We start from the raw sequence: 13,864 nt of genomic DNA on the forward strand, positions 1-13,864 counted from the left end.
GTCATTGGCCCCTGGCGTTGGCAGGCTTGCCCGCCCCGCTTGCAACTCATAAACAATGATGGAACAGCGGTCCTGTCAAAGGCCTCATGGCGATGTAAGGTCCCGCAAATACGGTGTCAACGCTACGCCCAGCCGTGGCCAGAGAATAGGAAGAATTCAATGCGCAAAGGTCTCACTTATTTGTCGGGGCTGGCCCTGACGGCCGCCTTGACACTGCCCATACCCGCTGTGGCCGAACCACATGCCAATACAGTGGTTGCAAAGGTGAATGGCGAAGAGATCACGATTGGTCACATGATCATCGCCCGCGCGACGCTGCCGCAGCAGTATCAGCAGCTGCCGGATGATGTTCTCTATGACGCAATTCTGGACCAGCTGATTCAGCAAACCAGCCTGAAACAGGAACTGAATGGCGAGGTTCCGAAATACGTCGAACTCTCCCTCGAGAACGAAGCCCGTTCGCTGCTGGCCGCTGATGTCATCGAAAAGGTGATGGAGGGTGCCGCCTCCGAACAGGACCTTCGCGCCGCCTACGACGAGAAATACACCGACGGAACCGGCGGTGATGAATTCAACGCCTCGCATATTCTGGTCGAGAGCAAGGAGGATGCAGCCGAAATTCGCGCCGAGCTGGAGGCTGGTGCTGATTTTGCCACTCTAGCGCGCGAACGGTCGACCGGTCCCTCCGGCCCGAACGGTGGGGAGCTCGGCTGGTTTGGCAAGGGGCGCATGGTCCCGGAATTTGAAGAAGCCGTCCTCGCGATGCGTACCGGTGACGTCTCCGAACCGGTTCAAACCCAGTTCGGCTGGCATGTGATCAAGCTCAACGAACGGCGCACCTCTGCTGCGCCTACCTTTGACGAGGTCCGCGAAGAGCTTGCAGCGCAGATGCGCCAGGACGCGGTAGAAGAGCGCGTACTCTCCCTGACCACCTCGGCAACGATTGAACGCCCTGAGATCGAAGATCTAGACCCCGCAATCCTGAAAAACCTTGACCTGGTTAGGAACTGAAAATGGCACTGCCCCGCTCTCCGCTTGCACCAGACCATTTCCCCGAGCTGCCGGAAATCACCGGTGTTAGATTCGCATCGGCAGCCGCCGGCGTGAGATACAAGGATCGTACGGACGTTATGCTCGCGGTGATGGCACCCGGAACGGCCGTCGCCGGCGTCTTTACCCGCTCCGCGACCCGCTCCGCCCCCGTTCTGGACTGTCAGGCAAAACTTGCTTCGGCAGAAAACGACACCGCGCACGGCGCGGCAATCCTCGTGAACTCCGGCAATTCAAACGCCTTTACCGGGCACTATGGTCAAACCTCGGTTGCCGAGATCACCCGCAGTGTAGCAGAATGCACGGGAGTTCCGGCTGCACGGGTGTTCACCGCATCAACCGGAGTCATCGGCGAACCACTGCCGCACGACCGCATCGTCGCCCAGATCGCGGCGCTGAAGGATGGGTTGGACGCCACCGCCATCGAAGCTGCTGCCGGCGCGATCATGACAACGGACACCTTTGCCAAAGGGGCCAGCGCGAAAATCGAGATCGACGGAAAAACAGTCTCTATCGCGGGGATTGCCAAGGGGTCAGGTATGATCGCCCCCGACATGGCGACCATGCTTGTCTATATCTTCACAGATGCGAAGATGCCGCAGTCGGCGTTGCAGGAGCTTCTGTCGCAAACCTGTGACCGGACCTTCAACTGCATCACGGTGGACAGCGACACATCGACCTCGGACAGTCTGATGCTCTGTGCCACTGGCGCCTCTGGCGTTGATGTAACCGGACATTCTGAATTCGCCGAGGCGCTGGAATCAGTCATGCTGGACCTGTCGCATCAAGTTGTGCGCGATGGTGAGGGCGCGACCAAATTCGTCGAGATCCAGGTGACCGGCGCGATGAATGACCACGACGCCAAGGTTCATGGCCTGTCGATTGCCAATTCGCCGCTGGTCAAAACGGCCATTGCCGGGGAGGATCCAAACTGGGGCCGCGTCGTGATGGCAATCGGCAAATCCGGGGCAGCCGCCGATCGGGACAAGCTGTCCATCTCCTTTGGCGATGTACTGGTCGCCGAAAAAGGCTGGGTGTCGCCAAGCTATCGCGAAGCAGCCGGCGCCACCGAAATGAAGAAGTCGGAGATCGTCATCAAGGTTGATCTGGGATTGGCAGAGGGGCAGAGCACTGTTTGGACCTGTGACCTTACGCACCAATATATCACCATTAACGCGGACTACCGGTCATGAAGACCGTACTGGTATCTGCGGTTGCGTTGATTGATATCGAGGGGCGCGTGCTGCTTGCTCAGCGCCCCGAGGGAAAGTCGATGGCGGGTCTGTGGGAATTTCCCGGCGGCAAGGTCGAGCCCGGTGAAACGCCCGAGGCGGCGCTGATCCGCGAACTGGAAGAGGAGCTCGGCATCAACACCTGGGCGTCCTGTCTGGCACCGCTGACCTTTGCAAGCCACAGCTATGAAGATTTTCACCTGCTGATGCCGCTATTTGCCTGTCGTAAATGGGAGGGTATCCCGCAGGCGAAAGAAGGGCAGACACTGAAATGGGTCCGCGCGCAGAACCTGCGTGATTACCCCATGCCGGCGGCCGATGTGCCGCTGATCCCGATCCTGCGGGACTGGCTCTAGTTCCGGTCTGCCCGGTTTCCCGCACAGAACGGCTTAGCCGCCGCCGCGTCCTGCGGCGGTATCCTTTACGTGCATCAATCAATCATTAACTTTTTTCGTTAACCCTGAGAGCCAACAGGCAGCGTAATGTCGGTATTTCTGACGGCAAGAGGCGGTAGCGATCATGATCAGAACGATTAAGCAGGGTGCATTTATCTTCATCCAAGGCACATTCGTGCGCAGCTTGCCCGATGGCAAGATTTCGGTGCGCGTCGGTAGCAAAACCTACGAAGGTGAACCGGTCGGCCGCGCCGCCTGATCCCCCACACTCTCCTTAGCAGACTGGTTTCTCCTCCCTGAACCAGCCACGAAAAAACCCCGACCTGGTTTGGCCGGGGTTTTTTTATTCATGCTATGATCGTGGATCAGTCGAGTGTGCGGGTCACTTCTTCACGTTCGAAGATCTCGATCACATCACCCTTGCGGACATCATCGTAATTCTCAAACGCCATGCCGCATTCCTGACCGGACTGAACCTCTGCCACTTCATCCTTGAAGCGTTTGAGAGTTTTCAGCGTACCTTCGTGAATCACAACGTTGTCACGCAGCAGGCGGACGCCAGCGGAGCGGCGTGCCACACCTTCGGTCACGAGACAGCCCGCAACCTTGCCAACGTTGGATACCTTGAAGACATCCTTGATCTCTGCATAGCCGATGAAGTTCTCGCGGATCTCAGCTGACAGCAGGCCGGACGCCGCCGCCTTCACATCGTCGACGAGGTCATAGATGACCGAGTAGTAGCGGATCTCGACGCCCTTCTGGTTTGCCGAGTTCCGTGCCGATGTGTTGGCACGCACGTTGAAGCCCATGACAGGAGCACCAGAGGCCTCTGCCAGACCGATATCGCTCTCGGTGATGGCGCCAACGCCGGAGTGCAGCACGCGAACACGCACTTCGTCATTGCCGATCTTCTCCATCGCCTGAACGATGGCTTCGGCAGAGCCTTGCACGTCAGCTTTAACCAGGATCGGCAGCTCGGAGACATTTTCGTCCTCCTTGGCCTTCTGCATCAGCTGTTCCAGCGTGGTCGCGGCACCGGCCGCTGCGCGCTTGTCCTTGGCGGCCTGGGCGCGGTACTCGGCGATCTCGCGGGCCTGCGCTTCGGTTTCGGTGACGTTCAGAACGTCGCCTGCTTCGGGTGTACCATTGAGACCCAGCACTTCGACCGGAACCGAGGGGCCAGCTTCCTGAACCCGCTCACCCTTGTCGTTGATCAGCGCACGGACCTTACCGTACTGCTCACCGACAACAAAGATATCACCCTGACGCAGGGTGCCGTTCTGAACCAGCACCGTGGCCACAGGTCCGCGACCCACGTCCAGCTGTGCCTCGATCACGGCACCTTGAGCCGCGCGATCCGGATTGGCCTTCAGTTCGAGGATTTCCGCCTGCAGCGCAATGGCTTCCAGCAGCTCGTCCAGACCCTGACCAGTTACGGCAGAGACTTCCACATCCTGTACTTCACCAGACATCGCTTCCACGACAACTTCATGCTGCAGCAGATCGGTGCGGACTTTCATCGGGTCTGCGGCCGGCTTGTCGATCTTGTTGATCGCCACGATCATGGGAACACCCGCCGCCTTGGCGTGGTTGATTGCTTCGACGGTCTGCGGCATCACAGCGTCATCTGCAGCCACAACAAGGACCACGATATCCGTGACCTGCGCACCGCGCGAACGCATAGAGGTAAAGGCCGCGTGGCCCGGCGTGTCGAGGAAGCTCAACACAGCCCCGCCTTCGGTTTTCACCTGATAGGCACCGATGTGCTGGGTAATGCCACCCGCCTCGCCTGCAACAACCCGCGCGTCGCGGATCGCATCCAGCAGAGACGTCTTACCGTGGTCAACGTGACCCATGATGGTGATCACAGGAGGACGCGGCTGAAGGTCATCTTCCTTGTCCTTGACCTCTTTGATGACGTCTTCAACATCCGAATCAGAAACACGCACCACGTTGTGGCCGAATTCTTCGATGATCAGCTCGGCAGTATCCGCGTCGATGGTCTGGTTCTGAGTGACCATCATGCCCATGTTCATCAGCGATTTGACAACCTCGCCGACGCGCTCGGCCATCCGGTTTGCCAGCTCCGAGACGACAATCGCCTCGGGCAGCTGGACGTCACGAATAACCTTTTCACGCTCGACCGAGCCCATGGCCTTCTGGCGTGCGCGCTCTTGCTTACGCTTCATCGACGCCATGGAGCGCTGACGACCACCTTCACCACCGGTCGCCTGACCAAGTGTCAGCTTACCGGAGCGACGGCCACCGCCTTCGTTGCGGCCTTTGGCATTGCGGTTCTGCCGGTCATCACGTTCGCGATCCCCCTTACGAGGCTGCGAAGATGGGCCCGGCTCGGGACGGGCCGCAGCCGGTTCCGACTTTTTCTTTTCGGCATCAGTAGCCGCACGCTGCGCAGCAGCCTCAGCTTCGACACGCTTGCGCTCTTCTTCTTCAGCCTTCTGGCGGGCACGCTCTTCAGCTTCGCGCTGTTCACGTTCCTTGGCTTCCTGTTCAGCCCGGCGGCGCTCACGCTCTTCGGCACGGGCCTTTTCCTCGGCTTCGCGCTGCTGCGCTTCTTCTACTTCGCGGGCCTTGGCGGCCTGCAACGCCTTCAGGCGGCGCGCCATCTCTGCATCGCTGATGCCAGCCGGACGCCGCGATGCGTCACCGGACGGCGTCGCACCTGAGCCCCCCTTGGCCGCGGTCGGCTTGGGGACCACAACGCGTTTGCGCTTGGTTTCCACCACGACATTCTTGGTCCGACCGTGGCTGAAGCTCTGTTTCACATTCCCGGGCCGGGACCCACCACGAAGACCCAACGTCTTTTTGCCGTCACTATCGCTCATAAAGCTCTTTATCCTTCCGTGCGGCCCTTGCCGCCCACCGTTTCGCGCAAACCTTGTAGTCGTTGCGCTTCCTCTACAACACGTTTGCCGAGTCCACCAGAGGCCAGCGCCGCATGTATCACAGTTTGGCGCCCAAAGGCCATGCCCAGCTCATCCGCAGTGAGGCATCCGATGAATTTCCCACGGTGCGGCGTGCTCAATTTTGATTTGCCCCGTCCTGATCCATCCGAAGCCTGGATCAATACGCGGGCGTGTTCCTTGGCCAGCCAGTCTTTAACCTTCTCATAGCCAGAGACCGCATCACCCGACTTGCGCGCCAGGCTGATCAGCTCGATCAGGCGCCGCAGCACCTGACCTTTGATTTCATCCACCAGCCCTTCAGGCACCGTCACCGGCGCCTTGAAACCGCGGGCAAAGAGTTTCTTCTTTACCGCAGTTTGGAGCGCTGCCTCGGTCGAGGTCACATAGACCCCGCGCCCCGGCAGCTTTCCCATCACATCAGGAACAACCTGACCTTCGGGGCCAACAACAAAGCGGATCAGCCCTTCTTTGGGCTGGATCTCGCCTGTTGCCAGACATTTTCGCTCCGGTCCGTCGGACCGGTCTTTGTCACTGCCACCGCGTGTCATTGCTATCCTCGCTGCGAGGCCTGAGTTCAGGCCTCGCCCTCTTCTGCTTCGCCGTCTTCGATGTCGGCATCGTCTTCAGCATCCGCTTCCAGTTCGGTGGGATCCACCCAACCCAGCAGAACGCGGGCGGTCATGACAAGAGTCTGAGCATCTTCCAGCGACACATCAAATGGTTCCAGAATGCCGTCATCCTTGACGCGCTCACCCTTGTTGGTGGTCCAACCGCCGGCCAGCTCCCAGTCAGCGCAGGTAGCAAAATCTTCAAGCGTCTTGATGCCATCCTTGGCCAGTGCCTCAATCATTTGGGGCGTCAGACCATCAAAGTCAATCAGGCTGTCCTCGGCACCCAATGCGCGGGCTGCATCAATCGCCGCTTTCGCCTGCGCTTCCAGGTAGTCAGCCGCACGCGCCTGAAGCTCCTGAGCGGTGCCCTCATCGACACCGTCAATAACCAGCAGTTCATCCAGCTCGACATAGGCAACTTCTTCGAGGTTGGTAAAGCCTTCGGAGACCAGCAGCTGGGCAAAGAATTCGTCCAGATCCAGGGTTTCCATGAACAGCTTGGTGCGCGCCTCGAATTCCTTCTGGCGGCGGGCCGATTCCTCTTCCTCGGTCATGATGTCGATATCAAGCGCGGTCAGCTGCGATGCCAGACGCACGTTCTGACCACGACGGCCGATTGCCAGCGACAGCTGCTCTTCGGGGACCACGACCTCGATCTTGCCCGCTTCTTCGTCCAGAACAACCTTGGACACTTCCGCAGGCTGCAGCGCGTTCACGAGGAAGGTCGGCTGATCTTCGTTCCACGGGATGATGTCGATCTTTTCACCCTGCAGTTCGTTGACCACGGCCTGAACGCGCGAACCGCGCATACCGACACAGGCGCCAACCGGATCGATGGAGCCATCATAGCTGATCACAGCAATCTTTGCGCGCGAACCCGGATCACGGGCAACCGCCTTGATCTCAATAACGCCATCATAGATTTCAGGCACTTCCATCTTGAACAGCTCAGCCATGAACTCCGGCGCGGTCCGCGACAGGAAGATTTGAGGGCCACGCGGCTCGCGGCGCACATCCTTGATATAGCAGCGAATCCGGTCATTCGGGCGGTAGCTCTCGCGGCCGATTTTCTCGTTCCGGCGCAGGATCGCCTCACCCGCACCCACGTCAACGATGACGTTGCCGTATTCTTCACGTTTGACCAGGCCGTTGATGATGGTGCCGGCACGATCCTTGAACTCTTCGTACTGACGATCACGCTCAGCTTCGCGCACCTTCTGCAGGATCACCTGCTTGGCGGACTGGGCAGCGATCCGGCCCATCTCGACAGGAGGCACTTCCTCGACGAAGACATCGCCAACCGAAGGATCGGCCATATACTGCTTGGCCTGCTCAACAGTCATTTCCGCCTGGTAGTTTTCCAGCGCGTCATCTTCGACCACGGTCCGCACGCGGGTAAAGGTCGCACGGCCAGTCTTGCGGTCAATGGACACACGAATGTCCATCTCGCTGCCGTAGCGGCTCTTGGCAGCCCGCGCCAGGCTCTCTTCCATCGCATCGACAACCAAGCCGGGGTCGATCATCTTTTCGCGCGCCACGGCTTCTGCGGTCTGCAGAAGCTCCAACTGGTTTGCTGATGTGATAGCCATTACTTTTTCTCCTCTTCGGACCCATCGGCCTCGATTTCGTCGAATGCGTCTTCGTTCAGGGTGCCGGCAGCCTTGCGCTGACGCAGCATTTCTTTGATCAGATCATCGGTAAGAACCAGTTTGGCATCGCTCAACCAGTCGAATTTCAAGCCGATGGTAACAGTCTCGCCATGTTCTTCGATATTGATCAGAACCTCGTCATCCTCAACACCGGCCAGCTCGCCCTTGAAACGGCGGCGGCCGTCGATCAGCTCGCTGGTCTCGATCTTGGCCTCATAGCCCTCGAACATATCGAAGTCTTTGAGACGGGTCAGCGGCCGGTCGATACCGGGGCTGGAGACCTCAAGCGCGTAGCTGTCAAGGATCGGATCCTCCACGTCCAGCGTCGCACTGACCGCGTTGGAGATCTCAGCGCAGCCATCCACCTCGATGCCGCCTTCAGGCTTGTCGGCCATGATCTGCAGGGTGGTCGTCTTGCCAGACATCAGCCGAATACGCACCAGCTCAAAACCGAGATCTTCAATCACCGGGGTGATGATCTCGGCAAGCCGACGGTCGATGGCTGCCTTGGCTATCAGGTCATTGGTCATACGAATTCCAGATCTGTGATTCGGGCACAAAAAAACGGGCGCGCGGCCCGTTGAACTTTCCGGTGGAGCTGAGGGTCAAACCCGACGCGCCGCTGTTACGAAAGGCATATACGCCGGATCAGGCCAAACTGCAAGAGGCAGTTCCCCTGACCCATGTTCTGTGCGGACCCAGGCTTGCAAATCGTGCAGATCAGAGGCGCCACCAGCGTTCCGCAATTCGACCATCGTCCAAAGCCGACCGAGTGCCTATCGTCCGAGGCATACCAACATCCCGCCGGGCTGCCAGCGCCATGTCATCAACGGATGGATGGTAGTGAAAACTGCCGCGCGACACGAGACCTTCGGGTGCTGGCAGGGCTGCGACATCGACATATCCATCCCGCAGCGCCTCAGCCCGCACGGCGGCATCGGGAATCACGATCAACTCAACCGTATCGACCCAACCGGCCTGACCGGATTTGTAGTGCCCCCGCACCCGCGCCGCGCGGAAGTCGCGCCCTGAGCGCGCGCGCTCCACCCTGTAGCACCCGGTCCCGTTTGCCGCTGAGAGGTCGCCTGAGTTTTCCCCGCCGGCGGCAATCGCAAACCGGCCATCGGCCAATAAATAAGGGAGATGCGGATTGGATGCGCCCAGCACAATCTGGATGCTACCGGGCGAGAGTATGTCGATTTGAGCAGCGCCATCGCCGATATCGCTGCCCAGCAGGCTTGCCGCCACATCCGCCGCCCGCACCGGTGTTCCATCGTGAAACGTCACATCAGCGCGAATATCGAACTGCCAGACCCGCGCATCGGGGCTGCTGCTCCAGCGACTGGCCAGCTCAGGCCGCAAGGAGCCGTCAGGGCCAATTTCCATCAAGGTGTCAAACACGGCCCCACGAGCAACCTGATCCATCAGCCCACCGTCTCGCGGTACCGCGAGACGAAGGATCCCGCCCTGCCGCGGCGTATCAGCCAGCGCGGCCCCGGTTGCAGCCAGCAGGGCAGCCGCGGCGCCAGATGTGAACAGCGCACGCCTGTCGATCCGTGTCATGGCTCCTGCTCCTCTGCAATCTGGTCCATTGCGCGCACCAGCTCGGCGCTGATTCCCGGTTCGGACAGAGCATGGCCCGCATTGCGCACCATCTTCAACTCGGCATTTGGCCACAGCTCTTTCAATCGCCAGGCGGAGGTCGGCGGACAAATCATATCATACCGCCCCTGCACGATGATGCCGGGAATATGCGATATGCGCCCCATATTGGCAAAGATCTGACCATCGTAGTCGAGAAACCCGCCATTGATGAAATAGTGATTCTCCAGTCGTGCAAAGGCGCGCGCGTAGTCGCCCGGGCTTTCGCCCGATGTGCCGTTGGAATGGATCGAGGCCAACGCGTTCTCCCATGCCGACCAAGCCCGGCCGAACAGGATCTCCTCAGCCATATCGCCGGAAAACAGCCGTCTGTTATAGGCGGCGATCAGATCGCCCCGCTCACCATCGGGGATCATCGAGACAAAACGCGACCAGGTCTCCGGCCAGAAACGGCCAGCACCACCACCGTAGAACCAGTCCAGCTCTGACTTGGTCATCAGGAAGACGCCGCGCAGGATCAGATGGCGCACCCGCTCGGGATGGGTCTGGGCATAGATCAGCGACAAAGTTGCCCCCCAGCTCCCGCCGAACACCATCCACCGCGACAGCCCCAGAAGTCGGCGGATGATTTCCATATCCGCGACCAGATGCCAGGTAGTATTGTCAGCGCAGGAGGCATGCGGCCGCGACCGTCCGCAACCGCGCTGATCGAATAATACAATCCGGTAGTGGTCAGGGTCGAAATACCGCCGCATGGCCGGGCTGCTCCCGCCACCCGGGCCTCCGTGACAGACCACCACAGGGATACCGTCCGGATTACCGCTCTGCTCCATATAGATATGGTGGCCCTGCCCCACATCGACCATCCGCTGATCAAAGGGTTCAATGGGCGGGTACAAATACTGCACTGCGCGCTTTTGATACGGGTATTTGTCCATTACTGACCTAACTTAGTCCTGAATGATAAAAGAACACACGGAGACAGGAATGCAAGCGCCTCAATCCACGGTAGACCCGTCCGAGATCGCAAAATTTGAGGCCATGGCCGCCGAATGGTGGGATCCCACTGGAAAATTCAAACCATTGCACATGCTGAACCCCTGTCGGCTGGACTACATCACCAGGCAAATTGCTGGTGAATTTGATCGCAACCTATCCGATCAGGCGCCCTTTTCCGGACTGCGCATTCTGGACATCGGCTGCGGTGGCGGGCTTCTCAGCGAACCAATGGCCCGTCTGGGTGCCGATGTCGTCGGCGCCGACGCCGCAGCGGGCAATATTCCGGTCGCTCAGGTTCACGCCCAGCAATCCGGTCTGGACATCGACTATCGCCACACCACGGCCGAGGCGCTGGCAGAGGCGGGCGAGCAGTTCGACGTGGTTCTCAACATGGAGGTGGTCGAACATGTTGCCGATCCGCTCAGCTATCTAACTGCCACGCGGCAGCTGCTCAGGCCCGGTGGTCTGCAAATCTGTTCAACCATCAACCGCAATCCCAAAAGCTACGCGATGGCCATTTTAGGCGCCGAGGTTGTCATGCGATGGCTGCCGCGCGGGACACATGAATGGTCGAAGTTCATTACACCAGACGAGCTGTTCGAGCTGCTCTCAAAGGCGGGGCTGACGCCTGTCGATCGGAAGGGTTTTGTGTTCAATCCGATCTTCTGGAGCTGGTCGCTCTCGGACCGTGATTTGAGCGTAAATTACGTGACAGCCAGCACAAAGCCTCGCTAAGCGCGGAGGCAAAAGCCCTGCCCCTATACTTTAGGATAGGCAATCATCCTTCTGCGTCGTTGGGCCGCTACCTTCTACGTGGTAGACCATGGATAGGGTCAGATGTTGCTGACCTGTCACCGAGTGAATGCACAGAGGCCCTTGTTCCGGGCCGCCCTGTCGTTAAGCCTACCACTCACGGACCAGCCTGACGGGGGGCACCAAGGACGTCTGTTCGCAGACGTCCTTTTCCGTTTTGCAGGATTGGGGCCCTGCGCCCGTAGTCGCCAATCAGTCGCGACTTCCCAGCTTAATGCGGAACTCTCGCAGGATCGGCAGCGCGGATTTGACCCGGTCACCCCCCAGTTCCTCAACCACTTCTCGGATCATCGGAACAATGCTGGCCAATGCGGCGTCGCGCGCCTGTCGTCCCGCCGGGCTGATGGCGACCATTTTGCGTCGCGCATCATCCCAGTCTGGGCGGATATGAACGTAGCCCGCCGCTTCCAGCTTGCTCAATGTATTGGTCATCGCCCCACGGGTCACGTGAAACGCCTTGGCCAGCTGAGCGGGCGACCGCTCAACTCCGGTACGTGCGAGATGGTTCAATACCGAGAAATGCGACAGTTCCATTCCCTTAGGCAGCACTTGTCCCAGCCGGGTCCGCGCCAGCTGATCTGCCATCAGAATTTCGCTGAACAGCGAAACCGCAAGGGAATTGGTATCGTCCATCAGGGGCCGTCGAATTCTCGGTCATGAAACAGGGAAGGAACCTGTCGACGCGCTTGTGCCACTTTTTCAAGGTCAAGATCAATGTAGGTTACCCCTGGCTCAACGCCGCCATCGGCCAGAATTTCCCCCCAGGGTGACACCACCAGAGAATGGCCATAGGTGCGTCGCGACTTTCCCTTGGTTGCCGGATGGGTGCCCGTCTGAGCAGCCGCAAGCACATAGCAGCCCGTCTCGATTGCACGCGCCTGAAGCAATGCGTGCCAATGGGCCGAACCGGTAACAGGCGAAAAGGCAGCTGGCGCCAGCAGCACCTGAGCCCCTGCTTTGGCCAGACGCCGATGCAGATAGGGGAAGCGTACGTCGTAACAGATGGTCATTCCCAGGGCTGCAAATGGAGTCTGTGCAACCACAGCCTGACGGCCCGGGCGGTATCCATCCGACTCGCGGTAAGTTTCTTCAGGCGTGACATCCACATCGAACATGTGGATCTTGTCATAGCGCGCAACAATCTCACCGGCTGGATCGATCAGAAACTGGCGATTGGCAAACCGTCCATCGGCATCCGTCGTCTTCAACGCGAGGGATCCGAGAGACAGCCAGAGACCACGCTCCTCGGCAGTTCTGCGCAGGGCCGCCAACGTCGGATCATCCGCTTCATGATGGAGGACCGACGTCTGGTGGCTGCGACTTCCAGAAAGGCAGTTTGTCACTTCTGGTGTCAGTACAAAACCGGCGCCAGCGGCAGCGGCCTCGGCAATCATCTCCTGCACCATCACCAGATTTTCAGCTGGCTGGTCGCTTGATGTCAGTTGAAGCAAGGCCGCACGCATCTCTTATACCCTCCGATGGTCACCGATCTTAATCACCGCGCCTCAGGTTGCCAGCAGCGGATCCAGCTTGCCGGACCGATCCAGTGCATAAAGATCATCGCATCCACCGACATGGGTCTCGCCGACAAAAATCTGTGGAACGGTACGCCCACCATTGGCACGCTCGATCATTTCGGCCTTGCGATCAGGATTAGCCAAGACGTCGATTTCGTCGAAGCTTACGCCTTTCTGGGTCAGCAGGCGTTTTGCGGCATGGCAAAACCCGCAGAGCGGGGAAGTGTAGATTTCGACCGGTTTCATTCGGGTCTCCGTTTGAAAATATTCAGTGGCTTGGCCCTGAACTTGGGCAGTCCATGATAGAATTGCCAGCCCCAGCGCGTTCAGATCACGACTGCGTGACCCTTGCAAGCACGGCGATACGGACCGCGCTTGCGCCTGCATCAAGGCAAGCCTCGCTACAGGCCGCAAGCGTGGCACCACTGGTCATCACATCATCGACCAGCAGGACGATACGCCCGTCAATCTGTGCGGCATGTTTCGGATGCGCCGAAATCGACCGCGCCAACGTTGCGTAGCGCTCGCAGCGGCCCTGCCCTTCAAGCGAAGGCGTACGGCGAACGCGCCGCAACAGGTCCGGGCAGTAGTCCAAGCCAGCGTCTCGGGACATTTGTCGGGCTAGCAGATCAGATTGATTATAGCGGCGGCGCAGAAACCGCGACCAGTGTAGCGGCACTGGCGCCACCAAGGGATCATCCACAAGCAAACTGGCAGCCGCCCGCCCCAACCAGCGCCCTGCAGGCCGGGCGATTTCAGTTCGATCCCCGTGTTTCAGGGCCAGTACCAGCCGCCGGGCCGTGCCCTCATAGGTCAGCGCGGCGCGTCCTTCCTGCCAGGGCCATGGGTGATCCATACACTCATCACATTCGAGGCGAAACCCATCCTCCTCCCCGATCAAAGGGACTCCACATCCATGGCAACAAGTTCCATGTATGAACGGTGTCTCGCGCCAGCAGGGGCCACAAAGTCCGAAATCGCTGTCGACCCACTCACCGCAGGCCAGACAGCGCGGCGGGTAGATCAGCGAAACAGCCGTTTGTATCCGCGCCTTCAACATCCTAAATAG

The 13,864-nt window shown here is 59.4% G+C and carries 15 protein-coding genes; 5 read left to right on the forward strand and 10 right to left on the reverse strand.

What is annotated here, in order from left to right:
- Window positions 1-159 precede the first annotated feature (159 nt).
- The 4 genes from VWZ87_RS13390 (at window position 160) to VWZ87_RS13405 (ending at window position 2,936) form a co-directional block, all read left to right on the forward strand.
- Window positions 160-1,011, forward strand: a complete 852-nt coding sequence (locus tag VWZ87_RS13390) for a peptidylprolyl isomerase (protein ID WP_416534317.1) — start codon at window positions 160-162, stop codon at window positions 1,009-1,011.
- A gap of 2 nt (window positions 1,012-1,013) precedes the next feature.
- Window positions 1,014-2,243 carry a bifunctional glutamate N-acetyltransferase/amino-acid acetyltransferase ArgJ gene (argJ, locus tag VWZ87_RS13395; RefSeq protein ID WP_416534318.1) on the forward strand — a complete coding sequence of 410 codons (1,230 nt, stop codon included), beginning with the start codon at window positions 1,014-1,016 and terminating at the stop codon, window positions 2,241-2,243.
- Window positions 2,240-2,638, forward strand: coding sequence for an 8-oxo-dGTP diphosphatase MutT (gene mutT, locus VWZ87_RS13400; protein WP_340547166.1), 399 nt, complete (start codon window positions 2,240-2,242; stop codon window positions 2,636-2,638). Before argJ ends, mutT begins: the two co-directional genes overlap by 4 nt.
- Before the next feature lie 163 nt (window positions 2,639-2,801).
- Window positions 2,802-2,936, forward strand: coding sequence for a hypothetical protein (locus VWZ87_RS13405; RefSeq protein WP_340547165.1), 135 nt, complete (start codon window positions 2,802-2,804; stop codon window positions 2,934-2,936).
- A 106-nt stretch (window positions 2,937-3,042) separates the two neighbouring features.
- Here VWZ87_RS13405 and infB read toward each other — a convergent pair whose 3' ends face one another.
- From infB to pip, 6 genes are all read right to left on the reverse strand, one after another.
- Complete coding sequence (gene infB, locus VWZ87_RS13410; RefSeq protein ID WP_416534319.1) at window positions 3,043-5,523, reverse strand: translation initiation factor IF-2; 2,481 nt, start codon at window positions 5,521-5,523, stop codon at window positions 3,043-3,045.
- An 8-nt stretch (window positions 5,524-5,531) separates the two neighbouring features.
- Complete coding sequence (locus VWZ87_RS13415) at window positions 5,532-6,152, reverse strand: RNA-binding protein (protein ID WP_416534320.1); 621 nt, start codon at window positions 6,150-6,152, stop codon at window positions 5,532-5,534.
- A gap of 26 nt (window positions 6,153-6,178) precedes the next feature.
- Entirely contained in the window at window positions 6,179-7,804 is a 1,626-nt protein-coding gene (nusA, locus tag VWZ87_RS13420) for a transcription termination factor NusA (protein ID WP_340547162.1), read from the reverse strand.
- Window positions 7,804-8,394, reverse strand: coding sequence for a ribosome maturation factor RimP (gene rimP / locus VWZ87_RS13425; RefSeq protein WP_340547161.1), 591 nt, complete (start codon window positions 8,392-8,394; stop codon window positions 7,804-7,806). Before rimP ends, nusA begins: the two co-directional genes overlap by 1 nt.
- Before the next feature lie 190 nt (window positions 8,395-8,584).
- Entirely contained in the window at window positions 8,585-9,427 is an 843-nt protein-coding gene (locus VWZ87_RS13430; protein ID WP_416534321.1) for an ABC transporter substrate-binding protein, read from the reverse strand.
- The gene (gene pip, locus VWZ87_RS13435) at window positions 9,424-10,404 is read right to left on the reverse strand and encodes a prolyl aminopeptidase (protein ID WP_340547159.1); all 981 of its coding nucleotides are present in this window, start codon (window positions 10,402-10,404) and stop codon (window positions 9,424-9,426) included. Before pip ends, VWZ87_RS13430 begins: the two co-directional genes overlap by 4 nt.
- Before the next feature lie 49 nt (window positions 10,405-10,453).
- Between pip and ubiG the strand changes: the two genes are divergently transcribed.
- Entirely contained in the window at window positions 10,454-11,200 is a 747-nt protein-coding gene (gene ubiG / locus VWZ87_RS13440) for a bifunctional 2-polyprenyl-6-hydroxyphenol methylase/3-demethylubiquinol 3-O-methyltransferase UbiG (protein ID WP_416534322.1), read from the forward strand.
- A gap of 270 nt (window positions 11,201-11,470) precedes the next feature.
- On the opposite strand, the gene VWZ87_RS13445 is transcribed toward ubiG, so the two are convergent.
- From VWZ87_RS13445 to VWZ87_RS13460, 4 genes are all read right to left on the reverse strand, one after another.
- Window positions 11,471-11,911: a MarR family winged helix-turn-helix transcriptional regulator gene (locus VWZ87_RS13445; protein WP_340547157.1), complete on the reverse strand. Its 441-nt coding sequence runs from the start codon at window positions 11,909-11,911 to the stop codon at window positions 11,471-11,473.
- A complete protein-coding gene (locus VWZ87_RS13450) occupies window positions 11,911-12,741 on the reverse strand; it encodes a carbon-nitrogen hydrolase family protein (protein ID WP_416534323.1) in 831 nt (276 codons plus the stop codon). Before VWZ87_RS13450 ends, VWZ87_RS13445 begins: the two co-directional genes overlap by 1 nt.
- 42 nt (window positions 12,742-12,783) lie before the next feature.
- Window positions 12,784-13,041, reverse strand: a complete 258-nt coding sequence (gene grxC, locus VWZ87_RS13455; protein WP_340547155.1) for a glutaredoxin 3 — start codon at window positions 13,039-13,041, stop codon at window positions 12,784-12,786.
- 85 nt (window positions 13,042-13,126) lie between these two features.
- Entirely contained in the window at window positions 13,127-13,855 is a 729-nt protein-coding gene (locus VWZ87_RS13460; protein ID WP_416534324.1) for a double zinc ribbon domain-containing protein, read from the reverse strand.
- Window positions 13,856-13,864: the final 9 nt, after the last annotated feature.

The organism is Phaeobacter sp. JH20_37, assembly GCF_048056015.1.
Classification (GTDB): domain Bacteria; phylum Pseudomonadota; class Alphaproteobacteria; order Rhodobacterales; family Rhodobacteraceae; genus Phaeobacter; species Phaeobacter bryozoorum.